Genomic DNA, 23,720 nt, shown 5'->3' with positions numbered 1-23,720 from the left:
TCAGCGGCGTGTGGCGAAAGCGCGGATGGACTTTCCAGGGCTGGTTTGGGTCCGCTCGATTGCCGAGATCCAGCCGCGGGACGCTTCCGCAGCAGACCGTTGGATCGCCGCCATGATCACCATTCCCATCATCGGTCGCCTGCCTTGTTGCGAATCACTATCATTAGCAACTAGCGTCGTGATCTCGAAATGACAATGCGGCCGTCACCGTGCGAAGGCTCCGGCCGATCAGGCGGCCGGCAGGAGCGTCCGACGAAGTTTAGCGACCGCCCAGGCCGCCGCTTCCGATACCACCGGATCTTCGTCTTCGAGGAGTCTTTCAAGCGCCGGAACGAGTTCGGCCCGGCCGCTATTGCCGGCAGCGATGGCAGCGTTGCGGACCATGCGACCGCGTCCGATCCGCTTGATCGGCGAGCCCGCGAAGACGGTGCGGAAGCTCGGATCGTCCAGCGCGAGGATATCGGCCAGCGCCGGCGCGGTGAGTTCCGCCCGCGGTAGAAAGGCCTGGTTGCGGCGCGCGGTGTCGGCGAAGCGGTTCCAGGGGCAGACCGACAGGCAATCGTCGCAGCCGTAGATGCGGTTGCCGATCGAGTCGCGGAACTCCTCGGGGATCGGGCCCTTATGCTCGATCGTCAGGTAGGAAATGCAGCGCCGCGCATCGATCTGGAAAGGTGCCGGAAAGGCGCCGGTCGGACAGGCATCGAGGCACGCGGAGCAGCTGCCGCAATGGACGCGGTGAGGCGGGATGGCGGGTCCGAGATTCGCGCCGTCGCGATCTGCCGCCGCCGCGGCATCCGCGTCCGGCGCGAGCTCGAGCGTGGTGTAGATCGCGCCGAGGAACAGCCAGCTGCCGTCCGTCCGGCTGACGAGATTGGTGTGCTTGCCCTGCCAGCCGAGGCCCGCCGCCTCGGCGAGCGGTTTTTCCATCACCGGCGCGGTGTCGACGAACACCTTGAGCTCGCACCCCGCTTCTTCGACCAGCCACCGCGCCAGCGCCTTCAGCGCCTTCTTGACGATGTCGTGATAGTCGGCGCCCTGGGCGTAGACCGAGATGCGGCCGATCTCCGGCGCCTGGGCAAGCGCGAGCGGATCGACCGCCGGCGCATAGCTCATGCCCAGCGAGATCACCGAGCGGACATCCGGCCACAGGCCCGCCGGCGAGGCCCGTCGTTCCGCCGTTTCCGCCATCCACAGCATGTCGCCATGGGATCCGTTGGCGAGCCACTGGCGCAGCCGCTCCGCCGTCTTGGGCGCGGCATCCGCACGTGCGACTCCGACGGCGGCGAAGCCGAGTTCCCTCGCCTTCGCCTCCAGCCTTTCGCGCAGCCCGGGCTTGCCTTCGTTCATTCGACCCCGCTACCACATTTGCCGCAGGGGGTACGACAAAGTGGTCAGTGGCTTAGCTATTGAGGCTAAAGGGCTCTTCAAGGCCTTCGACGGCAAGACCGCGGTGGATGGCGTCGATATCGCAGTCCCCCAGGGCAGCATCTACGGCATCCTCGGCCCCAACGGCGCCGGCAAGACGACCACCTTGCGGATGCTGCTCGGGATCATCGATCCCGATCGCGGCGAGCGGCGCCTGCTCGGCCATGACGCGCCGCTCGATGTCGCAGGGCAGGTCGGCTACCTGCCCGAGGAGCGCGGCCTCTATCAGTCGATGTCGGCGCGGGAATCGATCGCCTTCATCGGTGCGCTGCGCGGCCTTCCGCTGTCGGTCGGCCGCGCCCGCGCGGAAGGATTGCTGCGCGACAACGGGCTCGGCGATTATGTCGACAAGCCGATCAAGGCTTTGTCCAAGGGCATGGCGCAGACCGTGCAATTGTTCGGAACGATCGTCCACCGCCCGAAGCTGATCGTGCTCGACGAGCCGTTCTCGGGGCTGGACGCGATCAACCAGGGGCGGCTCGAGGCGCTGATCCGCGACGAAGCGGCGGCCGGCGCGACGGTGATCTTCTCCACCCACGTCATCGCCCACGCCGAGCGATTGTGCGAGCGGGTGGCGATCATCGCCGGGGGACGAATCCGGTTCGAAGGCACGGTCGAGGACGCGCGCAATCGCCTGCGCCCGCAAGTGCGGCTGCGCACCCGCAATGCCGAGGGTCCGTGGCGCGCCGCCTTCCCCTCCGATACGAAGAAGATCGACTCGCTGTGGCATTTCGAGCTCCCGGAGAGCGGCATCGAGCCTCTGCTCAAGGCGCTGATCGACGGCGGCGCCGGAATCGAGGAGCTGTCGATCGAGCGACCGGGCCTTCATGACGCCTTCGTCGCCATCGCCGGCGAAGCGGCCGCGCGTCAGATGCAGGAGGATGCATCCCGATGAAGAGCTTCGTCCGCGCCGCGTTCGTCATCGGCCGCCGCGACTTCATGGCGACCGTGTGGTCGCGCACCTTCCTGCTGTTCCTGATCGGGCCGTTGGCGATCATCGCCATCTCGGTCGTGTTCGGCAATCTCACGGAGAAGATGGCGCGGCAGGACGTCAAGCCGACCGTGGCGGTGATCGCGAGCAAGGCCGCGTTCGCACCGATCGCGCAGGCCAAGGCCCGGCTCGACCCATCGTTCGGCGAGCGTTCGCTGCCGGATCTCGTGCAGTTCGACCCCGACTACGATGTCGCCGATCAGGCCCGGATATTGCTCGGCGCGCGCGACAAGAAGGTCGTGGCGGTGCTGACCGGAGTGCCGGATCGGCCGACGCTCACCGGCTCGCTCGGCGCCGGCGGACTGCAGCACCGGCAGATCACCCTCATCCTCGACGAAGCACGGCAGACCGAGGCGCTCGCACGGACACCGATCGCGCTGACCGAGATCCGGGTGAATCCTGTCGCCCAGTCCGCCGGCAGCGTCGCGACGCTGCGCGCGATCACCGCTCGCGCGACCCAGCTGCTGCTGTTCATGCTGACCGTGCTGCTCGCCGGCATGTTGCTGTCCAACCTGCTGGAGGAGAAGGGCAACAAGATCATCGAGGTGCTTGCCGCGGCGGTGCCGATCGACGCGATCTTCGTCGGCAAGCTCGTCTCGATGCTGGCCATTTCCTGCGTCGGGATCGCGGTGTGGGCCGCGGGCGGGATCACCGCCTCCTTGCTGTGGGGCCAAGGGCCCGGCGGTCTGCCGGAGCCGGCAGTCGGCTGGCCGCTCTTCATCCTGCTCGGCCTCATTTATTACGCGGCCAATTACCTGCTGCTCGGCGCAGTCTTCCTCGGCATCGGCAGCCAGGCCAATTCGGTTCGCGAAGTGCAGACCCTCTCGATGCCGGTGACGGTCGCGCAATTGCTGATCTTCCTGTTTGCCTCCTTCTCCGTCGGCCAGCCCAACAGCCTGCTCGGCATCGCTGCCGCCGCGGTACCGTTCAGCTCGCCGCTGGCGATGGTCGCCCGCGCCGCCCAGCTCGAGGAGCTGTGGCCGCACCTGCTCGCGCTCGCCTGGCAGGCTCTGTGGGTGTGGCTGATCGTCAGCCTCGGCGCGATGCTGTTCCGCAGGAACGTGCTCAAGTCGGGCGAGGGCGGCAGCAGCGGCAGGCGGCTTCGCCTTCGCCGGTCATGAATAGGAGCTAGGCAGGCGCAGCGCCTTTCTGCTGCCAGAGCTCGATCTTGATCCCGTCACAGTCGAGGATCCAGGCAAAGGATCCATAATCCTCGTCCTGGCGGCCGAGGATCTCGATGCCTTTCGCCGCGAGCTCGGCGGTGAACGCATCGAGATCGTCGACGCGCAGGTTGATCATGAATTGCGTGTCGCTCGGCGCGAAATAGTCGCTTTGTGCCTTGAACGGCGACAGCAGGCTATATGCCTCTCCGCTCGTGTCCTGCTTCCACGGGAACAGGACGCCCCAGTCGCCGCCGACGCCGAGCATATCCTTGTACCAGCGCGCCGTCCGCTCGGGATCCTCGACCTTGTAGAAGATCCCGCCCAATCCGGTCACCTGCGCCATAGAGCCTCCTCCTGTAAATGTGCGCAGGCTCAGCCTTCGCCGCGATGCGCTGCGGCGGCCGGTAACGCCAGCGCCTGCATCGCCACGCGCCACGGCGCACCGGCGTGGCTGATCCGTGCCGCGCCGAGTTCCGCGAGCCGCGACAGCGACGGCGTGAGACCCGGCCAGACCATGATGTTCACCGGAAGCGGACTTTCGGCGCAGACCCGCTCGATCAGCGCCTCCTCCGCCAGCCCGGGCACGAACAGGCCCTTGGCGCCGGCATCGGCGTAAGCGCGCGCACGCTCCAGCGCTTGCTCGACGCGGGAAGCGTGCTCGACATGGGCAACGGACAGGAAGACGTCGGTGCGCGCGTTGACGAAGAAGCCGTCCGGGGCCGCGGCGACGATCGCGGCGATGCGTGCGGCCTGGCGCTCGACGCCGTGCAGCCCCTCGCCGCCGACGATCCGATCCTCGAAATTACAGCCGACGGCGCCCGCTTCGGCGAGCGCGGCGACATTCGCCGCGACCTCGTCAGGGTCTTCGGCATAGCCGCCCTCGAAATCGATCGTCACGGGCAGGTCGATCGCGGCGGCGATGCGGGCGGTATTGCCGAGCACGAAATCGAGCGGGACCTGCTCGCCGTCGCCATAGCCATTGGCTTCGGCGACCGACCAGCTGCCGGTGGCGATTGCCTTGGCCCCCGCCTCCGCGACGATTCGGGCGCTGCCTGCATCCCAGATGTTGAACAATATCAGCGGGTCGCCCCGCCGGTGCAGCGCTGCGAAGGCGCGCGCTTTCTCTCCCCAGATGCTCATCCCCAAAAGGCTAGAACGGGCGCGCCTTCCTGTCCATGCCGCCGCCGAGCAGCCAGGCGGCGAGCATCCCGCAGAGCAGGTTGGAAACCCCGATCTCGGCCGTGCGCACCGGCGTAGGCTCCAAGGCATGAATGCGGAGGGGAACGGCAATCGCGGCCAGATCGTGCTCCCCTCGCGCTCGCTGCCATGCAGAACCGCGCAAGACGGGGTGCGCCCTGCGCGGTGAGGATCGGAGTGGGGAAGCGCGGAAGCGCTTCCCCGGAAGCCTCAGTGAACGAACCGGGCGACGACATCGCGATAGGACCGGCTGACCTTCACCTGGCTGCCGCTTTCCAGCACCAGGAAGCATTCGCCGTTGGTGTGCGGCTTCACCTGCCGGACCTGATCGAGATTGACGATGCAGGAGCGGTGGACGCGCTGGAAGCGGCGGGGATCGAGGCGCTTTTCGAGATCCTTCATCGTCTCGCGCAGGATCAGCGTGTTGTCGCCGGTGTAGATGCACATGTAATCGCCGGCGGCATCGATCTTCTCGATCGAATCGACGTCGACGCGGAAGATCTGGCCGCGATCCTTGATGTTGATCAATTTCTCGTAGCGGTTCGAATTGTGGGTGTCGTCGCCGGTGCCCGAGCCCACCTGATCGACCGCGTCCGGTGCCACTTCGGCGAGCACCTCCTTCAATTTGCCCGCTTCCTCGGCGCCGCGCTTCTCGGCCAGCCGGTTGCGCACCCGATCGAGCGTGTCGGCGAGGCGGTCCTCCTCCACCGGCTTCATCAGATAATCGACCGCCTGCGCCTCGAACGCGCGGATGGCGTGATCGGAATAGGCCGTGACGAAGACGAAGAGCGGAGGCTCGACCTCCATCAGTCCCTGGATCACCGAGAAGCCGTCGAAGCCGGGCATCTGGATATCGAGGAAAACGAGATCCGGCTTGTGAGTCTTGATCGCCCGGATCGCCTCGCGACCGTTCGAACAGGTCTCAACGATCTCGACGTCCTCGTGCTTGTCGAGGCGAAGCTGCAAGCCCTGAATGGCAAGCGGCTCGTCGTCCACGAGAATCGTGCGAATGGTCATTTCGGCTCCTCGAATGTTTCAATCTGGAATGGAATTTCAATGGTAACGCTGAACCCCCCGCTCCTGTTGGTGTCCGTTTCGAACCGATGATCGGGCCCATAGGCCTGCGCCAATCGATCCCGGATGTTGGCGAGCCCGACCCCCGTCGACTCCTGTGCCTTCACCCAATGGTCTTCCGAGCCCGGCCCGCTGTCGCGGACGGTGATCACCACCCGCTCGCCGAGCCTGCGCGCCGAAACCTCGATGTCCGCCCCCTCCTCCTGGGGCGTGACCGCATATTTGATGGCATTCTCGACCAGCGGCTGCAGCAGCAGCGACGGCAGCCGCGCCTTCGAGACATTGTCGTCGATCTCGAACCGCGGCCGCAGCCGGTCCTCGAAGCGCATCTTCTCGATGTCGAGATAGAGCTTCAGAGTCTCCACCTCCTGCGCCACCGTCACCGATCCCATCGGCTCGTTGACCAAAGTGTAGCGCAGGAACGAGGACAGGCGCGACAGCATCGCATTGGCCCGCTCGGTCTGTTTCAGCAGCACCAGGGTCGAGATCGAGTTCAACGTGTTGAACAGGAAATGCGGATTGAGCTGGTAGCGCAGCATCGCCAGCTGCGCCGCGCTCGCCTGATTCTCGAGCCGCAGCAGGCGGTCGCTCTGCTCCTCGAGCAGCAGATAATAATTGATCCCGTAATAGAGCGCCGACCAGGCGACCAGCAGCGACACGGTGAGGATGATCGAGCCGAAGAATTGCAGCCCTTCCGGCCGTATCCCGGGCTTGACGAAGGTCGCGTGGCTCCACGTCTCGATCGCCGAAAAGGCGGCCGAGGCGATCAGCACCAGGATGATCGAGGTCACCCAGGTGATCACCGGCCGCATCTTGATCAGCCGCCGGAACATCGCCGCCATCAGCAGGGTCAGCGAATAGCCGGTCGCGGTCAGCAGGGCGATGTGGATGACGAGGTTGAAGCCGAAATTGTTGGCGAGGCCCGACAGGCTGCGCAGGAAGAAATAGCCGCCCCACCCGGCCGACTGGAGGATCCAGAAGGCCCGGTTCTTGTCGTCGAAAAAGGGCTGCTGCTGAAGCCGGAAAGGCTTCCAGCTGGCTGCTGCCTCGCCCCTCCCGGGGGCTCCTGCCTGGACTGCGCTCGTGGACACCGTCGGCCGTTCTAGAGCGATTCTGCGACGAATGGAAACCTTCAGCCTCCCGTTCCGGCGGCGGAAGGGCCAGGCGCTGCGGCAGCCGGAGCCGCTTTTGCGGGCGGCGGAGTGGCGCCGGCGGGCGAGGACGCAGCCGCCGCCCGTGCCGGAACGACGGTGAACGCCCACGGATTCTCGTCGGCGACATAGGTCGCCACCGCCGCGCGCACGTCCTCGGCGGTCATCGCCTTGTAGTCGGAGACGAGGTTGCGGGTGAGATCGATCAGCGCCGGTTTGCGCGACCAGCCTTCCATCGCCGACAGCCAATAAGCGTTGGTCTTGAGCCGCCGGTCGAGGCCGCTCATCACCGGGCTGATCGCGCGCTCGAACTCGTCGGGCGCGGCGGGCTTGGCCGCCATGTCGGCGACGATCTCGCGGGCGAGGCGGAAGAACAGGTCGGTGCGCTCGGGCCGCACTTCGGCGGCGGCGCCGAGCACGCCCCATTTCTCGAAGATCTCGGAGCTGCTGGCGAAGCCGTTGGGGGAGTAAGTGGCGCCTTCGACGTCGCGCAGCCGCTCGAACAGGCGGACCTGGATCATGTTGCCGGCCAGCGCCAAGGCGCGCCGCGCCTTGCGATTGCCGGTGCCGCCGAAGGTCGACCAGCCGATCGCCGCATAGGCCTGGCCCGGATCGCCCTGATGATCGAAGCGAACGGTCGCGTCGGCCTTGGGCGGCTGCACCGCGAGCGACGCCGGGGCCGGCGTTACCTCGGCGCGTTTGGGCAGGGCCGCCACCGTCTTCAGCATCGCCGCGACGGCGGGCTCGAGATCGACGTCGCCGACGATCACCGCCTCGATCGGCCCCTGCTGGAGGAGGGGCTCGAAGAATGTCTGGAAGTCCTGCGGAGTCGACGCGGCGATTTCCTCGCGTTCGACCGGGCTCCAGCGGGCATCGCCCCCATGGTTGAACCCGCCGAACTCGCGGCCCGCCCGCGACGAGGCGGACGAGAAGCTCAGCTGGTAGTTTTCGAGCGCCGCAATCTTGTAGCGGTTGAACAGGGTCGCGTCCCAGCGCGGATAAGCAAGCTTGGTGACGAGCAGCCGCAGCTGATCGGACAGGTCCTGGGCATTGGTGGTGCCGTTCAGTTCGAACGCATCCTCGGCGACGTCGAAGCCGATCGTCATCCGCCGCCCGGTGAGCAGCCGCTCGAGCGCGTCGAGATCGAGGCCGGCAATGCCCGTCGATCCGATCAGCGAGCCCATCCAGGCGATCGTCCGCCGGTCCGCCGGCAGGCCCGACACTCCGTTGCCGAAACGCAGCGAGACGTTGACCCGCCCCTTTTCGAAATCCGTCTTCTTGAAGACCAGGCTCGATCCGTTGGCGAAGCGGACGATGGTGACTCCGAGATCGGCGATCTGCTCGCGCGACACTTCGCGGCCGGGGGCGCCCAGCGCGGGAAGATCGTCCATCGTCACCTTGCGGTCGGCCAGGCGCGCCGCCGGTTCGGCTTTCGCGGCGACCGACAGGGCCTTGGCGATGTCCGGCACGGGCTCGGGCGAGAGCAGCACCATGCGCGGCCCGGAGCCTGCGAACAGGCGCGTCAGGCCGGCCTGGACCGCCGCCGGAGTCATCTGCGGGGCAAGCGCCTCGAACACGGCCAGAGTCGCCGGGGCGCTCGAGATGATGCTGTCGCCGTCGATCGCCGAGACCAGAGCCTGCGCCCACTGGTTGGAGCGGCGCGTCGGCTCACCCTCCACGTTCGATCGGCCCGAGGATCGCAGATTGTCGATCTCGCGCGCGATCTCGGCGTCGCTCGGCGGCGCCCGCAGCGCATCGGCGAGGATCGCATAGACCTGCTTGAGCGCTTCCTGCCAGCGGCCTTCCTTGGCCATGACGGTCACCTGGGTATAATCGGCAATGTCGGTCGATCGGTCGCCGCCGATCTGGGCATTGAGGAAGGCGGCGTCGCCTCGTGCCTTGGCTTCGAGGCGGCGATTGACGATCCGCTTGGCGAGCGCCTCGGCGAGATCCTCGCGTTCGCGCGTCATGGTATGCGGAAGCTTCCGATAGGGCCGCACCCAGCTCAGGGTGGCCGCATAAGGCGAGCCCGGATAGGCGAGCCCTGCGGAGAGTTCGGGAACCTCCTTGATCGCACCGAGCGCGGGCTCGGCGGGGGCGGGGCCGGTTGCCTTCCATCCGCCGAACGTCTTCGCCGCCAGGGCTTCGAGCATCTTGGGATCGGCATCGCCGACCAGGATCAGGGTCGCGCGCTCCGGGCGGTACCAGCGCTCGTAGAAGCTCTTGAGCCCGGCCGCGGTCGCACCCTTCAGGGTCGCTTCGGTGCCGATCGTGTCGCGGTCGGCGAATTTCAGGCCTGCGAAGAACAAATTGCGGGTGAGATCGCCGAGCTTGACCGAGAGCTCGGGGCGGCGGCCATATTCGGCAAGGACGACGCCGCGCTCGGCATCGACGATCGCGGGATCGAAGGTGGCGGTGTCGGCCATGCTGGCGAGCAGCTTGAGGCTGAGTTCCAGCGAGGCTTCGTCATTCTTCGGCAGATCGAGCTGGTAGACGGTTTGGGTCGGCTGGGTGGAGGCATTGGTGTCGCTGCCGAAGCTCGCGCCGAGCCGCTGCCAGGTCTGCCGCGCCTCGCCGTCGTGGAAGTCGGCTGTGCCGCGGAACACCATATGCTCGACATAATGGGCCCAGCCGCGCTGCGGGTCCTCCTCAGCCAATGAGCCGACGTCCATTCGCAGCCGGATCGAGACCTGGCCGGCCGGCAGGGCGTTGCGCCGCACCGCGTAGCGCAGGCCGTTGGGAAGGGTGCCGAACGTCCAGGCCGGATCGGGCGCGATGTCGCTGCCGCGATAGAACCAGCCGCTGTCGCCAGCCTTGGCCTGAGCGGGTGTGGCCGCCGCCTTCGCTTGCGCGGCCGCCGGCTTCGCTTGCGTGGCTCCCGCCTGGGCGGGTGCGGCCGCCGCAAGGGCGGCGATCGGAGCGGCGGCGAGGAGAAGACGCGGAAGGAGGGAACGGCGGAAGGATGTCATCGGGATCGAATGTCTCGTTTCGCTGAGGCTCGGGCGGCGCGGCCTAAATAGGAGGCGCATCGCCGCTTTGGAGGGATGATCGCCCGGGGGGCGGCATTTCGGGAAAATACCTACGCCTTTCGGCGGCTTGACTCCGGCTGAACGAGAGCGGAACATAAAGGGAACAAGTGAGTCTGAGTCGCCATGGTCCCAAGCCCCGCCCGTTCCGAACGCCTCGAAGCCTTGAAGGCCGAAGTGCGTGCCATCGAATCGGCGGGCGTCGCCGGGACACGCGAATGCCTGCCTTTCGGCGTCGAGTCCATCGATGCCCGGCTGGCGGGCGGCGGCCTCGCCTGCGCCGCCCTGCACGAGGTGGCGGCGGACCGGCCCGGCCTGTCCGACGATGCCGCCGCCACCCTGTTCCTCGCCGCCGTCGCCGCCCGCCGCTGCGCGGCCAACGGCACGGTGCTGTGGGCGCTCGCCCGGCGGGATCTGTTCGCCCCCGGCCTGGCGATGGCCGGCCTCCCGCCCGACAACGTGCTCTATGCCGAATGCGGCCGCGACGAGGACGTGCTCGCGGTGATGGAGGAAGGGCTTCGGCACGGCGGCCTCGACGCGGTGATCGGCGAGGTCCGCAAGGTGCCGATGGCGGCGACCCGCCGGCTCCAGCTCGCCGCCGAGGAAGGCGGCACGATGGCGCTGATGCTGAAAAGATGGCGCCGCCAGGAGGAGGATCCGCTCGCCGCCCCGTCCGCCGCGGTGACTCGCTGGCGGGTCGGCTGCGCGCCGTCGCAGCCGCTGCCGGTCGCCGGCATCGGCCGCCCGCGCTGGCGCCTCGATCTCGCCCGCCAGCGCGGCGGCGAGCCCCACCACTGGATCATGGAGGGCCCCGATGCGAAGGGTTGCCTCGCTCTGCCTGACGGCGCTGAGCACCGACCGAATCCGGCAAGAGCGGCGGCGTAACAGCGGGCCTTCCGCCCGCATCGTCGTCGCGCCCGCTGCACCGCCGGCCGATCGCCTCTCCTCCACCCCGCTCGGCCGCCCGGCCGGGCCGCGGACGATCGCGCCCCAGCCTGCACCCGATCGGCTGGGGGAAGATGCGGCGCCGGGCACGCGCATCGGCGATTGCTCCTGCCCGCGCGGCGGCGGCTGGCGTCCGGGTGCGCGCTGGTCTCGGGACTCGGGGTCTCGGGAAGCGGTGATGGAGCAGGCGGAAGCGCTGCCGCCGCACCAGCGGCCGTCGATCCGCGAGCTCGGCCGCCGCACCGAAGCGGCGGAAACCCCGTTCCGCGCCCGCAATGTCGAGGACATCCAGCGCCGCATCGCCACCCGCGACCTGCTCCCCTCGGTCGCGCCGCCGCGCGCCGCCGCCCCCGCGGCACCGGCCGAGCCGCCGCTGGTCACCGTCGCCCGCACCGGCAACCGGCTGCTGGTCGCCGCGGCCTGCGATGCCGCGCGCGCGCTCGGCCTCCATCCCGGCATGGCCGCCACCCAGGCGCGGGCGCTGGTGCCGGGGCTCGACGTCTGCGATGCCGATCCGCGCGCCGATGCGGCCCTGCTCGATGCGCTGGCGCTCTATGCCGCCCGGCGCTGGACTCCGCGCGCCGCCGTGGCGGGGGCGGACGGCCTGTTCCTCGATCTCAGCGGAGTCGCCCATCTGTTCGGCGGCGAGGAACGGATGTGCGCGCGGATCCTGCGTTTCTGCGCCCGCGCCGGCTATCGGGCACGGATCGCGGTCGCGGGAACGCCGGGCGCCGCGCACGCCCTCGCCCGCTTCGGCCCGGCGCCTTTGAGCCTGTGCCCGCCCGGCGGCGAACCCGATGCGCTGGCGCCGCTGCCGCTCGCCGCCTTGCGGCTGGAGGAGGATGCGCTCGCCACCGCGCGGCGGCTGGGGCTGGAGCGGATCGGCGATCTGGTGGCGATGCCGCGCGGGCCGCTCCAGCGCCGCTTCGGCCGGCAGACCCTGACCCGGCTCGATCAGGCGCTCGGCCGTGCCGCCGAGCCGATCGATCCGGTGGTGCCGGAGGAGGCACCGCGCGCCGAACTGCGCTTCGCCGAGCCGATCGCCACGCCCGAAGCGATCGCCCAGGCGATGGCCGAATTGATGGCCCGGCTGATCGACGATCTCGCCAAGGCCGGCCTCGCCGCCCGCATCCTCACCCTCGCCGGCGACCGCGTCGACGGGGCGGCGCAGAGCATCACCATCGGCACCGCCCGCGCGACCCGGGATTCCCGCCACCTCCTCCGCCTGCTCGGCATGAAGATCGAGACGATCGAGCCGGGCTATGGCCTCGACGCGCTGCGCCTCATCGCGGTGCGCACCGAGCCGCTCGGCCCCGAGACCGTCGCCGGCGCGCTCACCGGCGAGCCGCCGTCGGCCGATCTCGCGCCTTTGGTCGATCGCCTCGCCGGCCGGATCGGCGCGCGCCATCTGTTCCGCCTCTCCGCGGTCGAGAGCGACGTGCCGGAACGCAGCGTACGCCGCACCGGCCCGCTCGGCGCCGTCCATCCCTGGCCGGACTATCCGCGCCCGGTCCGCCTGCTCTCGCCGCCCGAGCGGGTCGAGAATGTCGTCGCCCTGCTCCCCGATCTGCCGCCCCGCCGCTTCACCTGGCGCGGCCGCGCCTACCGCATCGCCCGTGCCGACGGCCCCGAACGGATCTTCGGCGAATGGTGGCGCCGCACCGCCGAGGCGGAGGCGGTGCGCGACTATTTCCAGGTCGAGGACGAAGGCGGCGAACGCTTCTGGCTGTATCGCCGCGGCGACGGCGTCGACGTCGCGACCGGTGATCTCAGCTGGTACCTGCACGGGGTGTTCGCGTGAGGCGCGTGTCGGCCGGGTTCCCGCCTCGCTCCTCCCTTTTGATGGGGATCCTCAAATCCTCCCCGGTACGGGGAGGGGGACCGCATGCAATGCGGTGGAGGGGGTTCCGAGACCCACTCGGATCTTGAGACTCTCAGCGCAACGCGGGTCTCCAGACCCCCTCCACCACCGCCTGACGGCGGCGGTTCCTCTCCCCGGTACGGGGAGGATCTCAGGGCGATCGCCGCATGGGTCTCGTTCGCTGCCCACCACACTACCCGCCCCAAATGCGGGGGCGAGGGCTCATGACGCCGGACGTGCGCGATGACCTATCACGAACTCCAGGTCACGTCGCATTTCAGCTTCCTGCGCGGGGCGTCGGGGGCGGAGGAATTGTTCTCGGCGGCGGCATTGCTCGGCCTGCCCGCGCTCGGCGTCGTCGATCGCAATTCGGTCGCCGGCATCGTCCGCGCCTGGGAGGCGGCGAAGGCGACCGGGGTGCGGCTGGTCGCCGGCTGCCGGCTCGATCTCGCCGACGACACCAGCCTGCTCGTCTATCCGATCGATCGCCCCGGCTGGTCGCGGCTCACCCGCTTGCTGTCGATCGGCAAGGCGCGGGCCGGCAAGGGCGCGTGCACGCTCCACTGGGGCGACGTCGAGGCCCATGCCGACGGGCTGATCGCGATCCACCTTCCCGATGCGGCCGATGCCGAAAATGCACGCCTGCTGCGGCGGCTGGCGGGGACGTTCGGCGATCGCGCCTACCAGGCGCTGAGCCAGCGCCGGCGCCCCGGCGACGCGCTCCGCCTCCACCGCCTCGATGCCCAGGCCGAGGCTGCCGGCGTGCGCAGCGTCGCCTGCGGCGACATCCTCTATCACAGCCCCGAGCGGCGGATGCTGCAGGACGTGATGAGCGCGATCCGCGAGAAATGCACGATCGACGCCTTGGGCTTTCGCCGCGAGCGCCACGCCGATCGCCACCTGAAGAGCCCCGGGGAAATGGCGCGGCGCTTCGCCGCTTACCCGCAAGCGATCGCCGCCGGGGCCGAGATCGCCCGCCGCTGCACCTTCGATCTGTCGGAGCTGCGCTACCAATATCCCGAGGAAGCGGTGATCCCCGGCATGACCGCGCAGGAAGCGCTGGAAAAGATGAGCTGGGACGCCGCGCGGACCCGCTATCCGGCCGGCGTGCCCGAAGCGACCGCGCGGCAATTGCGCCACGAGCTCGAGATGATCGGCGAGCTCCGCTACGCGCCCTATTTCCTCACCGTCAATTCGATCGTCCAGTTCGCGCGATCGAAGGGGATCCTTTGCCAGGGGCGCGGATCGGCGGCGAACAGCTGCGTCTGCTATCTGCTCGGAATCACCTCGATCGATCCGATCCAGCACGAATTGCTGTTCGAGCGCTTCGTCTCGCCCGAACGGCCCGAGCCGCCCGACATCGACGTCGATTTCGAGCATGAGCGGCGCGAGGAAGTGATCCAGTGGATCTACGAGACCTACGGCCATCACCGCGCCGCGCTCACCGCCGTCGTCACCCGCTACCGCGCCCGCGGCGCGGTGCGCGAGGTCGGCAAGGCGCTCGGTCTGCCCGAGGACATGACCGCGGCGCTCGCCGGCCAGGTGTGGGGCTGGTCGAACGAAGGCGTGGAGGAGCGCCACGCCGAGGAGCTCAATCTCGACAGCGAGGATCCGCGCCTTGCCCTGACCCTGGAGCTTGCGCGCCAGCTGATCGGCACGCCGCGCCATCTCTCCCAGCATCCCGGCGGCTTCGTGCTCACCCAGGCGCGGCTCGACGATCTCGTGCCGATCGAGCCGGCGGCGATGGAGAATCGCCGCGTCATCGAATGGGACAAGGACGATATCGAGGCGCTGAAATTCATGAAGGTCGACGTGCTCGGCCTCGGCATGCTCGGCTGCATGCGCCGCGCCTTCGATCTGCTCCGGGATCACAAGCACATCGATATCGGCCTCGCCGATCTCCAGGACGACGATCCGGAGGTGTTCGCGATGATCCGCAAGGCCGACACGCTCGGAGTCTTCCAGATCGAGAGCCGCGCCCAGATGGCGATGCTGCCGCGGATGAAGCCGGTGCGCTTCTACGATCTCGTCATCGAGGTGGCGATCGTCCGCCCCGGGCCGATCCAGGGCGACATGGTCCACCCCTATCTGCGCCGCCGCGAGGGCAAGGAGGTTCCGGAATATCCGCGGCCGGAGCTGCGCGCGGTGCTCGAGAAGACCTTGGGCGTGCCGCTGTTCCAGGAACAGGCGATGAAGGTCGCGATCGTCGGCGCCGGCTTCACCCCGGCCGAGGCCGATCAGCTTCGCCGCGCGATGGCGACGTTCAAATATACCGGCGGGGTCAGCCATTTCCGCGACAAGTTGATCCACGGCATGGTCGCCCGCGGCTACGCCCACGAATTCGCCGAGCGCACCTTCAAGCAGATCGAAGGCTTCGGCAGCTACGGCTTCCCCGAAAGCCACGCCGCGAGCTTCGCCAAGATCGCCTACGCGTCGAGCTGGATGAAATGCCACCATCCCGACATCTTCTGCTGCGCTTTGCTCAACGCCCAGCCGATGGGCTTCTACGCCCCCGCCCAGATCGTCCGCGACGCCCGCGATCACGATGTCGCGGTGCGGCCGATCTGCATCAACGAAAGCCGCTGGGACTGCACGCTGGAGGGGGTCGCACCCTCACGTGCGCCAAAGATCCTCCCCGCTCGCGGGGAGGGGAACCGCCTGCAAGGCGGTGGAGGGGGTCCCGAGACCCACTCGGCTTCGGAGGCATCAGCGTCCGCGCAACGCCCCCCATCAAGGGGAAAAGCTCCAGGGAGAGGTTCGGGTGCTGCTGGCCCCTCCACCGCCCTGCGCGCGATCCCCCTCCCGACGCGCCCAGCGCGCCGGGAGGATCGCTATCTCCCGCTCCGGCTCGGCCTGCGCATGGTGCGCGGCCTGTCCAACATCCATGCGGCGCAGATCATCGCCGCGCGCGGGGACAGCCCGTTCCGCTCGATCGAGGAGGTCTGGCGGCGTTCCGGGGTGCCGCTGGCGGCGCTCGAGAAGCTCGCCGATGCCGATGCCTTCGCCTCGCTCGGAGTCGATCGCCGCCAGGCCTTGTGGCAGGTGCGCGGGCTCGGCGAGGCGCCCCTGCCGCTGTTCGCGGCGCTGGAAGGACGCGAGCCGGCGGTGGCGCTGACCCCGATGACCGAAGGCCGCGAAGTGGTCGAGGATTATCGCGCCGTCCAATTGAGCCTGCGCGCCCACCCGGTCGCCTTTCTCCGCCCGGAGCTCGATCGGCGCGGCGTCACGCGCTGCGGCGATCTCGCCCACACCAAAGACGGCAAGGCGGTCGAGGTGGTCGGAGTCGTCCTCATCCGCCAGCGGCCGGGATCGGCCAAGGGCGTGTTGTTCATCACCATCGAGGACGAGACCGGGGTCGCCAATGCGATCCTGTGGCCCGATCGCTTCGAGGCGCAGCGGCGGATCGTGCTCTCCGCGGCGATGCTCTCGATCCGCGGTGTCGTGCAGCGCGAGGGCGAGGTCATCCACGTCGTCACCGCCCGCATGGAGGATCTGACCCCGCGCCTCCACGCCGTCGGCCAGATGGATTTCCCCCATCGCACCGGCCCGGCCGACGGCGCCAAAACGGGCGGCTACGACGCGCGGGAGCGCAAGACCGGGCCGCACGCGCCCCTGCCGGCGGCCCTGCCCGCCCCCCTTCCGGCCCCGTCCGAAACATCGCCGCCCGAAACATCGCCGCCCGCCGACGCCGCGCCCACGATCCGCCTCAAGTCCCGCAACTTCCACTGACCGGCGCCAGCCCCCCCGCCCCCCCGGAGTCCTTCCCATGTCACATTGTCCGCTTATCCGACGGCTGCGCGCCCGCCGACGGCCCAGGCCGGAGACGGGCGCCCGCAAGCGAAAGCCAGGGACGAACGCGATGCTCGAGCTCAGCCACCTCTTCCTGCCCCTCGCCCGCCGGCCCTTCTGGCTGACGGTCACCGCCTTCGCGGCGCTGGTCGCGTTCGGACTGGGGTCGCTGCTGACCTGACGGGACGAAGTTACGAAGTTACGAGTTACGGTGACAGTGCACCAATTCACCTCCCAAGATCGCCCCAGCTTGCGCGACTGGAGGTCACGGCCGCCCTCGCCCTTGAGCCTCCACAAGAAATCTGCACCACCTGCTTGTCGGCCGATTGCCTCAGCTTGGCGGAGACGCCGCACCCTCGTTTCATCTCCCGCAAAGGGCAACCCCGCTCTCAAGATTCGGGACCTATTGAGTGCACTGTCACCGGAATGTGTCGTCACCGGAATGTGTCCACCGGAATGTGTCCTTTGCGCAACTCGCAGCGTCACAAAAATCTCGCCGGCCCGAAGCGATAGGGAGCTGCAGGAAGATCGTCCCAAGTACAGAGGTGCGTCTCACGGCCACACATCCGATTGCGCGTCGGACGTGTTTGCGCTTCCCCTGGTCCTTGATCTTTGACAGGTACCCGGGGCTTCGTGCGGCTGGCGCAAGTTGCCTCCGCGCGTGCGGCGCACGCGCCATCCCAACTGCGATGCACCTGTTTTTACTTTCGTTCTCGAGCAGCTCGTTTACTCTCGGCCATGCGTGCCCATCGCCGCCGTATCCAAGGACGTCGAACCCATGATCCCCCTCGACTTCGTCACCGAACCAAGCGCGCTCACGACAGCGGTGACGTGGCTCGAGGGCGTGCTGCTCGGCTCCGTCGCGACCGCGGTTGCGACGATCGCCGTGGCGGCGGTCGGGTTCATGCTGCTGACCGGGCGGGTGCATTATCGCAAGGCCGCGCAGGTGGTGATCGGGTGCTTCATCCTGTTCGGCGCGCCGACGATCGTTGCCGGGCTCACCTCGGCCTCAGCGAGCATCGGCGGGGCGGCCGACCCGGCGCCGGTGGTGATATCGGCGCCCGTGGCAGTGGCACCGATGCCCGCGCCCGCGCAGCCGCCCGGGAACTACGATCCGTTCGCGGGGGCTTCGGCGCCCACCGATTACGGAACCTGCTGCGACTGAGGTGGGGCTGGCTGGTCGGGTATCATCGCCTTTTGCCGGCGTCGGTTTCCCCTCCACCAGGCCGCGCCGCGATCCGGTCACCATTATCTCACCAGTTTTAACTGGTGGTGCAGCCAGGATCGAAGTCGGCGATGCGAAGAATGCGCCGCTGGGAACGAACGGGTGACGCGTGCCGTCCGGAGCGACACCGTCGACATCCCAAAGACAGGGAATGCCGCCTTCCACACTGGCGGCAGCGACGCTCTCCCGCTGGAACCATCGGCCCCGTTCCGCCTGCATCGTCTCTCCCGGACCGGCAGGCGATTTGCGCGTTTCGCAACTTTCCCTTGATATCTTCGGTCTTTGGCGATAGAGAACTAACCGGGAACATGTCCGCACCTGCCGAGGCTCAAAGGCGCGTCGGACGGCCATAGCCCTGAGCGCGTGCCGGACGTCCATGTGCATTTCCATGGATCTGTGGTCTTTGACAGCGTGAACCGAGCTTCCAGCGGCGGACGCAGGGCGCTTCCTCGCGTTCGGCGCACGCGCCATGCGCTGCCCCCGCCTGTATTTCACCTGTTCTTTTGTGTCGGAAGCGGCCCACTTGCTCTCTGCCGCGTGCGCCCGTCAGCCGCCACTCGATAATGTTGGACGACCTGAACACGAACCTTCGCACCGCGGGCGCAGGGCGCTTCCTCGCGTTCGGCGCATGCGCCTTGCTCAGCCCCCGCCTGTATTTCACCTGTTTTTTCTTGCGGGCGGCTCGCTTGCTCTCTGCCGCGCGTACCTGCCCGCCAGACGCATCTGTGGTGTTCACCGCCTGAGCACGAACTTCGCGCGGCCGGCCCATCGCGCCCTCCTCGGGTGCGGCGCACGCTCCTCGCGCCACCCTCGCCTGTATTTCACCTGTTTGTTGGTCTCGCGGGCGGCCCGCCGCCTCTTTGCCGCGCGTGTCTGTCCGCCACCGCGCAGTCTCCCTCCGTCTGCGCGGCCGTGCACCGGCACCCACCATGCCCCCGGCATGGCGCGAGTCCTCCCGGCGGCCGTCTGCGCGGCCGTGTTCCGGCGTGGGCATGCCCCCGGCATGCCGAGGCACCGCCGGAACACCCGGCAAAAAATTCCTACCTTGCCGCCGCGCCGGGTTCGCCGCGTCCTATGATATCGTGGAGGAGGCACCAGGCCTCCGGTTGATTGGGGCCTTTTCCTTGGACGGATTGCGTAACTTTGCCGCTCAGATCGGCACCAGGCGGCTGATGCTGATGGGCGGCGTCGGCGGAGCGCTGCTCCTGCTCCTCGGCTTTCTCGCGTTCCGCGAGCCGGCGCAGGAGCTTGGCTATCTCTATACGGATCTCGATCCGGCGGCGGCCCAGTCGATCACCGAGAAATTGAAGGCGGACAACATCCCCTTCCAGCTCAGTGCCGACGGCACCGGCGTGATGGCGCCGCAGGATCGGCTTGCCGAGCTTCGCATGAGCCTGGCGGGCGAGCAGATGGGCGGCAAGATCGGCTATGAGGTGCTCGATCAGGAAGAGCCGTTCGGCGTTTCCTCCTCGCGCGCCAAATTGAACGAGACCCGCGCGGTCGAAGGCGAATTGGTCAAATCGATCGAGAGCCTTGAGGCGGTGCAGAAGGCCCGAGTCCACATCGTCATGCCGGAACGGCCGATGTTCGCCGCCGAAGGCCGCAAGGCGTCGGCCGCGGTGACGGTGAAGACTCGCGGCCACCTGCCCAATCAGAGCATCCAGTCGATCCGCTATCTGGTGTCGTCGTCCGTGCCCGAATTGTCGCCCGAGAGCGTGTCGATCGTCGACCAGTCCGGCGCCCTGCTCGCCCGTGCCGGCGAGGCCGGCGGTGCCGACAGCTCCGAGATCGAGGAGCGCCAAGCGGCGATGGAAGCGCGGATGCGCGACCAGATCGAGGCCCTGGTCGAGCCGATCGTCGGCGAGGGCAAGGTCCGCGTCGAAGTCGCCGCTTTGCTGGAGCGCGATCAGAGCCGCGAAGAAGCCAATGTCTACGATCCCGACAAGCAGGTCGTGAAGCATCAGATCACCGTCGAATCCGGCGACGAGAGCCAGGAGAATGACGCCGGCGCCGAAGGGGCGACCGTCGCCACCCAGCTGCCCGAGAACCAGGGCCAGGCCGGCGGCGCCGGCGGCGACACCCGCCAGTCGCGCAAGAACGAGAGCTCGGAAGACACCACCTACGACAACAGCGCGACCCACACCGTCACCGTCCGCGCCCCCGGCAAGGTCAATCGCCTGACGGTTGCGGTGCTGGTCGACGGCGGCCCGCGCGGCGTGCCCGCGGCGCAGATCACCCGGCTGACCCGCCTGGTCGAGAATGCGGTCGGCTTCGATGCCGAGCGCGGCGACAGCGTTGCGGTGGAAAGCATGGCGTTCGCCGCCCCCGACGATCTCGGCGAAGCGGACGGCATGCTGTCCAAGCTGCCCTGGGACCAGATTTTCAGCGTGCTCAAGGTGCTGATCCTCGCCGCCGTGATCCTGTTCGGCGCCCGGATGCTGCGCGACCGCCGCCGCGGCGATGCCCCGGCCGGCGCGGCGGGCACCGCAATGGCCCTGACCGGCCCTGACGGCCTGCCCGCTTTGCCGGGCGCGGTGAACGGCGAAGGCCAGAGCCTCGAGGAATTGGAAGCGATCCGATCCGCCCAGAGCGAATTGGCGATGCTCGATCAGGAGATCGCGCTCGCCCAGGTGGACGGCCGCATCAAGCTTTCGGCGCTGAAGCGGATCGGCGACGCCGTCAAGGCGAGCCCCGGTGAATCCGCCTCGGTTGTCCGCCAGTGGATGAACGCATGATGGAGAACGTAATGAGCGACGATTTCGCGCCGCGCCAATTGGTGCCGACGCAGCTGGACGGCGAGACGCTTGAATTTCCCGGTGACGACGTGGCGACGATGGCGTCCCCGGCGCCGGCGAGCAGCCCCGAAGGCCTGGAAGCGGTGTTCGACGTTCCGGTCAAGGTCCAGGCGGTGCTCGGCCGCTCCCGGATGGCGATCGGCGAACTGATGCGCCTCAAGCCCGGCGACGTCGTCGAGCTCGACCGCAGGGTCGGCGAACCGGTCGACATCTACGTCAACAACCGCCTGATCGCCCGCGGCGAAGTCGTCCTGATCGACAATGCGCTGGGCGTTACCCTCACCGAAATCGTGCGGCAGGATCGATGAGCAACCACCCCATCAGCCTGCTTCTCGTCGGCGTCGAGGGCAGCGAATTCCGCCTCGCCGCCGAGATGGCGCGCGCCAACGGCGCCGATGTGTCGACCGCCGACAATGCGGTTGCCGCCCTCAAGCATCTGCGGGCGCACGGCGCCGACCTGGTGATGATCGACGTCTGCCTCGACGTCGTCTCGTTCCTGGAGCGGATGCGGGCGGAGCGGCTGAGCGTCCCGGTGATCGCCTGCGGCATCGATGCCCCGGCGCGCATCGCGGTGGCGGCGATCCATGCCGGTGCCCGCGACTATCTGCCGCTGCCGCCGGAAGCGGAGCTGATCGCCGCGGCGATCCAGACCTTCGCCAGCCGGATGGCGGCACCGATCGAGATCGAGGCACTGGTCGGCCACACCGTCGCCGACGTCGAGCGCGAGCTGATCCTGCAGACGCTGGAGCGCTGCCAGGGCAACCGCACCTCGGCCTCCACCATCCTCGGCATCTCGGTGCGGACGATGCGCAACAAGCTGCGCACGTTTATCGAGGCGGGCATTCCGGTCTCCCCGGCCGCCTGATTCTGCGCCGGAGCGCCACGCGCGCCTCCGGTGACCTTTTGATTTGCGGCATCCCGCCCGGGCGATCCTGCCCGGCCGCGAGACGCCTTAGCTGGAGCGAGATATGCCCCCGCAGCTAAACGGCATCCTGCAGCGCCTTGGATCGGGCCGCGACCTCGCGCTCGCCTTCGGCGTGATGGCGATCATCGGCATGCTGATCCTGCCGATGCCGAGCTTCCTGCTCGATTTCGGCCTGTCGCTGTCGATCACCGTCTCGGTGATGATCCTGATGACGGCCTTGTTCATCGAGAAGCCGCTCCAGCTTTCGTCCTTCCCGACGATCCTGCTGATCGTCACCATGTTGCGGCTCGGCCTCAATCTCGCCTCCACCCGCCTGATCCTCGCCCACGGCCATGAGGGCCACGACGCGGCCGGCGGCGTGATCGCGGCGTTCGGCGAGTTCCTGATCGGCGGCCAGACGGTGATCGGTATCACCATCTTCCTGATCCTGATCGTCATCAACTTCGTCGTCATCACCAAGGGCGCCGGCCGCATCGCCGAAGTCGCAGCGCGCTTCAGCCTCGACGCGATGCCCGGCAAGCAGATGGCGATCGACGCCGATCTTTCCGCCGGTACCATCTCCGAGGAGCAGGCCCGCGAGCGCCGCACCGAGATCGAGGCCGAAAGCGGCTTCTTCGGCGCGATGGACGGTGCCTCCAAATTCGTGAAGGGCGACGCGGTCGCCGGCCTGCTGATCACCGGAATCAACATCGTCGTCGGCCTGATCATCGGAGTCACCATTTACGGCGTGCCGTTCGGCGAAGCCTTCCAGACCTACACCATGCTCACCGTCGGCGACGGTCTGGTCAGCCAGATCCCGGCGCTGATCGTGTCGACCGCGGCCGGCCTGTTGGTGTCGAAGGGCGGCATTTCCGGCAAGACCGGCGAGGCCCTGTTCGATCAGCTCGGCCGCTTCCCCAAGGTGTTCGGCCTCGCCGGTTTCCTGATGATCACGCTGGCCTTGCTGCCCGGCCTGCCCTTCGTCCCGTTCGCCTCGCTCGGCGGCCTCAGCTGCTTCCTTGCCTGGAAGATGAGCGAGCGCGCCACGGAGCGCGAGACGCAGGCGCGGCTGGTCCGCGCCAGCCAGGAGATGCAGACCGTCGATCCGGAGGAGCCGATCTCCCGCACGCTCGCCATCGACGCGCTGCGCATCGAGCTCGGCTACGGCCTGCTGCCGCTGATCAACGACACGCAGAGCGATCCGCGCCTCGACGACCAGGTCCGCGCGCTCCGTCGCCAGTTCGCGATCGATTACGGTTTCGTGCTGCCGTCGGTCCGGATCCTCGACAACATGGCGCTGCAGCCCAACGAATATGTCGTCTACGTCAAGGAAACCGAGGCGGCGCGCGGCCAATTGCGCATCGACAAATTGATGGTCATCACCCCCGGCGGCGCCAATGTCGGCCTTCCCGGGGAGGAGACCACCGAGCCCGTGTTCAAGCTCCCCGCTCTGTGGATCGACCGCGATCTGCGCGACGAGGCCGGCTTCCGCGGCGTCACCGTGGTCGATTGCGGCACCATCATCGCCACCCACCTGACCGAGCTGATCAAGGACAATATCTCCGATCTGCTGTCGTACACCGAGACCCAGAAGCTGCTGAACGAGGTTCACAAGGAGTCGGAGAAACTGGTGTCGGACATCGTGCCGGCGAAGATCTCGATCTCCGGCGTGCAGCGCATCCTCCAGAACCTGCTCGCCGAGGGCGTGTCGATCCGCGACATCCCGACCATCCTGGAAGGGATCGCCGAGGCGAGCGCGATGACGTCCAACCTCACCCAGATGACCGAGCATGTCCGCAGCCGCCTCGCCCGCCAGATCTCGGCGCAGCAGGCCCGCGAAGGGGCGATCCCGATCATCACCTTGTCGCCGCGCTGGGACCAGGAATTCGCCGAGAGCATCATCGGCGCCGGCGACGAGCGTCATCTGGCGATGGCCCCGTCGAGCCTGCACGCCTTCATCTCCTCCGTACGCGAGACCTATGACCGGCTGGCCGGCGACGGCGAGATACCGTGCATGCTGACCAATCCGGTGATCCGCCCGTTCGTCCGCTCGATCATCGAGCGTGTCCGCCCCGCCACGGTGGTGCTGTCGCAGAACGAGATTCACGCCCGGTCGCGCATCCGCAGCCTCGGCATCGTCAGCTGATCGCAACGGACCCGTTCTTTCTTTCTAC

16 protein-coding genes are annotated in these 23,720 nt (G+C 68.2%); 10 read left to right on the top strand and 6 right to left on the bottom strand.

From position 1 onward, the window contains the following. Positions 1-228: 228 nt before the first annotated feature. Positions 229-1,347, bottom strand: coding sequence for a tRNA epoxyqueuosine(34) reductase QueG (gene queG / locus C7I55_RS06910; protein WP_106512143.1), 1,119 nt, complete (start codon positions 1,345-1,347; stop codon positions 229-231). A 40-nt stretch (positions 1,348-1,387) separates the two neighbouring features. Here queG and C7I55_RS06905 point away from each other — a divergent pair, with 40 nt between their 5' ends. Together C7I55_RS06905 and C7I55_RS06900 are read left to right on the top strand one after the other, a co-directional pair. Next, a complete protein-coding gene (locus C7I55_RS06905) occupies positions 1,388-2,320 on the top strand; it encodes an ABC transporter ATP-binding protein (RefSeq protein ID WP_199192748.1) in 933 nt (310 codons plus the stop codon). Then, a complete protein-coding gene (locus tag C7I55_RS06900; protein WP_106512141.1) occupies positions 2,317-3,537 on the top strand; it encodes an ABC transporter permease in 1,221 nt (406 codons plus the stop codon). Before C7I55_RS06905 ends, C7I55_RS06900 begins: the two co-directional genes overlap by 4 nt. Positions 3,538-3,544: 7 nt before the next feature. Here the strand turns inward: C7I55_RS06900 and C7I55_RS06895 are convergent, their stop codons facing one another. From C7I55_RS06895 to C7I55_RS06875, 5 genes are all read right to left on the bottom strand, one after another. Further along, the gene (locus C7I55_RS06895) at positions 3,545-3,922 is read right to left on the bottom strand and encodes a VOC family protein (RefSeq protein WP_106512140.1); all 378 of its coding nucleotides are present in this window, start codon (positions 3,920-3,922) and stop codon (positions 3,545-3,547) included. Positions 3,923-3,951: 29 nt separating this feature from the next. Beyond that, the gene (locus tag C7I55_RS06890; RefSeq protein WP_106512139.1) at positions 3,952-4,719 is read right to left on the bottom strand and encodes an isocitrate lyase/PEP mutase family protein; all 768 of its coding nucleotides are present in this window, start codon (positions 4,717-4,719) and stop codon (positions 3,952-3,954) included. A gap of 267 nt (positions 4,720-4,986) precedes the next feature. Further along, on the bottom strand, positions 4,987-5,793 hold the full coding sequence (locus C7I55_RS06885; RefSeq protein ID WP_106512138.1) for a LytR/AlgR family response regulator transcription factor: 807 nt from the start codon (positions 5,791-5,793) through the stop codon (positions 4,987-4,989). Next, positions 5,790-6,824: a sensor histidine kinase gene (locus C7I55_RS06880; protein ID WP_233222117.1), complete on the bottom strand. Its 1,035-nt coding sequence runs from the start codon at positions 6,822-6,824 to the stop codon at positions 5,790-5,792. The genes C7I55_RS06885 and C7I55_RS06880 overlap by 4 nt, the downstream gene beginning before the upstream one ends. 158 nt (positions 6,825-6,982) lie before the next feature. Next, the gene (locus tag C7I55_RS06875; RefSeq protein ID WP_106512137.1) at positions 6,983-9,970 is read right to left on the bottom strand and encodes a M16 family metallopeptidase; all 2,988 of its coding nucleotides are present in this window, start codon (positions 9,968-9,970) and stop codon (positions 6,983-6,985) included. Positions 9,971-10,153: 183 nt separating this feature from the next. Here C7I55_RS06875 and C7I55_RS06870 point away from each other — a divergent pair, with 183 nt between their 5' ends. The 8 genes from C7I55_RS06870 (at position 10,154) to flhA (ending at position 23,692) form a co-directional block, all read left to right on the top strand. Then, positions 10,154-10,912, top strand: coding sequence for an ImuA family protein (locus C7I55_RS06870; protein ID WP_106512136.1), 759 nt, complete (start codon positions 10,154-10,156; stop codon positions 10,910-10,912). Then, positions 10,842-12,773 (top strand): DUF6504 family protein, encoded by a 1,932-nt coding sequence (locus tag C7I55_RS06865; protein ID WP_332888411.1) that lies wholly within the window; start codon positions 10,842-10,844, stop codon positions 12,771-12,773. Before C7I55_RS06870 ends, C7I55_RS06865 begins: the two co-directional genes overlap by 71 nt. A 303-nt stretch (positions 12,774-13,076) precedes the next feature. Beyond that, positions 13,077-16,562, top strand: coding sequence for an error-prone DNA polymerase (locus C7I55_RS06860; RefSeq protein ID WP_106512135.1), 3,486 nt, complete (start codon positions 13,077-13,079; stop codon positions 16,560-16,562). A gap of 838 nt (positions 16,563-17,400) precedes the next feature. Beyond that, positions 17,401-17,787, top strand: a complete 387-nt coding sequence (locus C7I55_RS29425) for a TrbC/VirB2 family protein (RefSeq protein ID WP_106512469.1) — start codon at positions 17,401-17,403, stop codon at positions 17,785-17,787. A 1,232-nt stretch (positions 17,788-19,019) separates the two neighbouring features. Further along, positions 19,020-20,582, top strand: a complete 1,563-nt coding sequence (gene fliF / locus C7I55_RS06850) for a flagellar basal-body MS-ring/collar protein FliF (RefSeq protein WP_106512468.1) — start codon at positions 19,020-19,022, stop codon at positions 20,580-20,582. Positions 20,583-20,593: 11 nt separating this feature from the next. Next, positions 20,594-20,950: a flagellar motor switch protein FliN gene (gene fliN / locus C7I55_RS06845; RefSeq protein WP_106512134.1), complete on the top strand. Its 357-nt coding sequence runs from the start codon at positions 20,594-20,596 to the stop codon at positions 20,948-20,950. After that, positions 20,947-21,507: a helix-turn-helix domain-containing protein gene (locus C7I55_RS06840; protein ID WP_106512133.1), complete on the top strand. Its 561-nt coding sequence runs from the start codon at positions 20,947-20,949 to the stop codon at positions 21,505-21,507. The genes fliN and C7I55_RS06840 overlap by 4 nt, the downstream gene beginning before the upstream one ends. Positions 21,508-21,610: 103 nt before the next feature. Then, on the top strand, positions 21,611-23,692 hold the full coding sequence (gene flhA / locus C7I55_RS06835; protein WP_106512132.1) for a flagellar biosynthesis protein FlhA: 2,082 nt from the start codon (positions 21,611-21,613) through the stop codon (positions 23,690-23,692). Positions 23,693-23,720: the final 28 nt, after the last annotated feature.

This window comes from Allosphingosinicella deserti (assembly GCF_003012735.1).
Classification (GTDB): domain Bacteria; phylum Pseudomonadota; class Alphaproteobacteria; order Sphingomonadales; family Sphingomonadaceae; genus Allosphingosinicella; species Allosphingosinicella deserti.
This window is presented reverse-complemented; position numbering and strand designations above follow the sequence as displayed.

Coding starts and splice junctions, on each gene's coding strand:
- queG (WP_106512143.1), bottom strand. CDS start 1,347: ATGAACGAAGGCAAGCCCGGGCTGCGCGAAAGGCTGGAGGCGAAGGCG.
- C7I55_RS06900 (WP_106512141.1), top strand. CDS start 2,317: ATGAAGAGCTTCGTCCGCGCCGCGTTCGTCATCGGCCGCCGCGACTTC.
- C7I55_RS06895 (WP_106512140.1), bottom strand. CDS start 3,922: ATGGCGCAGGTGACCGGATTGGGCGGGATCTTCTACAAGGTCGAGGAT.
- C7I55_RS06890 (WP_106512139.1), bottom strand. CDS start 4,719: ATGAGCATCTGGGGAGAGAAAGCGCGCGCCTTCGCAGCGCTGCACCGG.
- C7I55_RS06885 (WP_106512138.1), bottom strand. CDS start 5,793: ATGACCATTCGCACGATTCTCGTGGACGACGAGCCGCTTGCCATTCAG.
- C7I55_RS06875 (WP_106512137.1), bottom strand. CDS start 9,970: ATGACATCCTTCCGCCGTTCCCTCCTTCCGCGTCTTCTCCTCGCCGCC.
- C7I55_RS06870 (WP_106512136.1), top strand. CDS start 10,154: ATGGTCCCAAGCCCCGCCCGTTCCGAACGCCTCGAAGCCTTGAAGGCC.
- C7I55_RS06865 (WP_332888411.1), top strand. CDS start 10,842: ATGCGAAGGGTTGCCTCGCTCTGCCTGACGGCGCTGAGCACCGACCGA.
- C7I55_RS06860 (WP_106512135.1), top strand. CDS start 13,077: ATGACCTATCACGAACTCCAGGTCACGTCGCATTTCAGCTTCCTGCGC.
- C7I55_RS29425 (WP_106512469.1), top strand. CDS start 17,401: ATGATCCCCCTCGACTTCGTCACCGAACCAAGCGCGCTCACGACAGCG.
- fliF (WP_106512468.1), top strand. CDS start 19,020: ATGCTGATGGGCGGCGTCGGCGGAGCGCTGCTCCTGCTCCTCGGCTTT.
- fliN (WP_106512134.1), top strand. CDS start 20,594: ATGAGCGACGATTTCGCGCCGCGCCAATTGGTGCCGACGCAGCTGGAC.
- C7I55_RS06840 (WP_106512133.1), top strand. CDS start 20,947: ATGAGCAACCACCCCATCAGCCTGCTTCTCGTCGGCGTCGAGGGCAGC.
- flhA (WP_106512132.1), top strand. CDS start 21,611: ATGCCCCCGCAGCTAAACGGCATCCTGCAGCGCCTTGGATCGGGCCGC.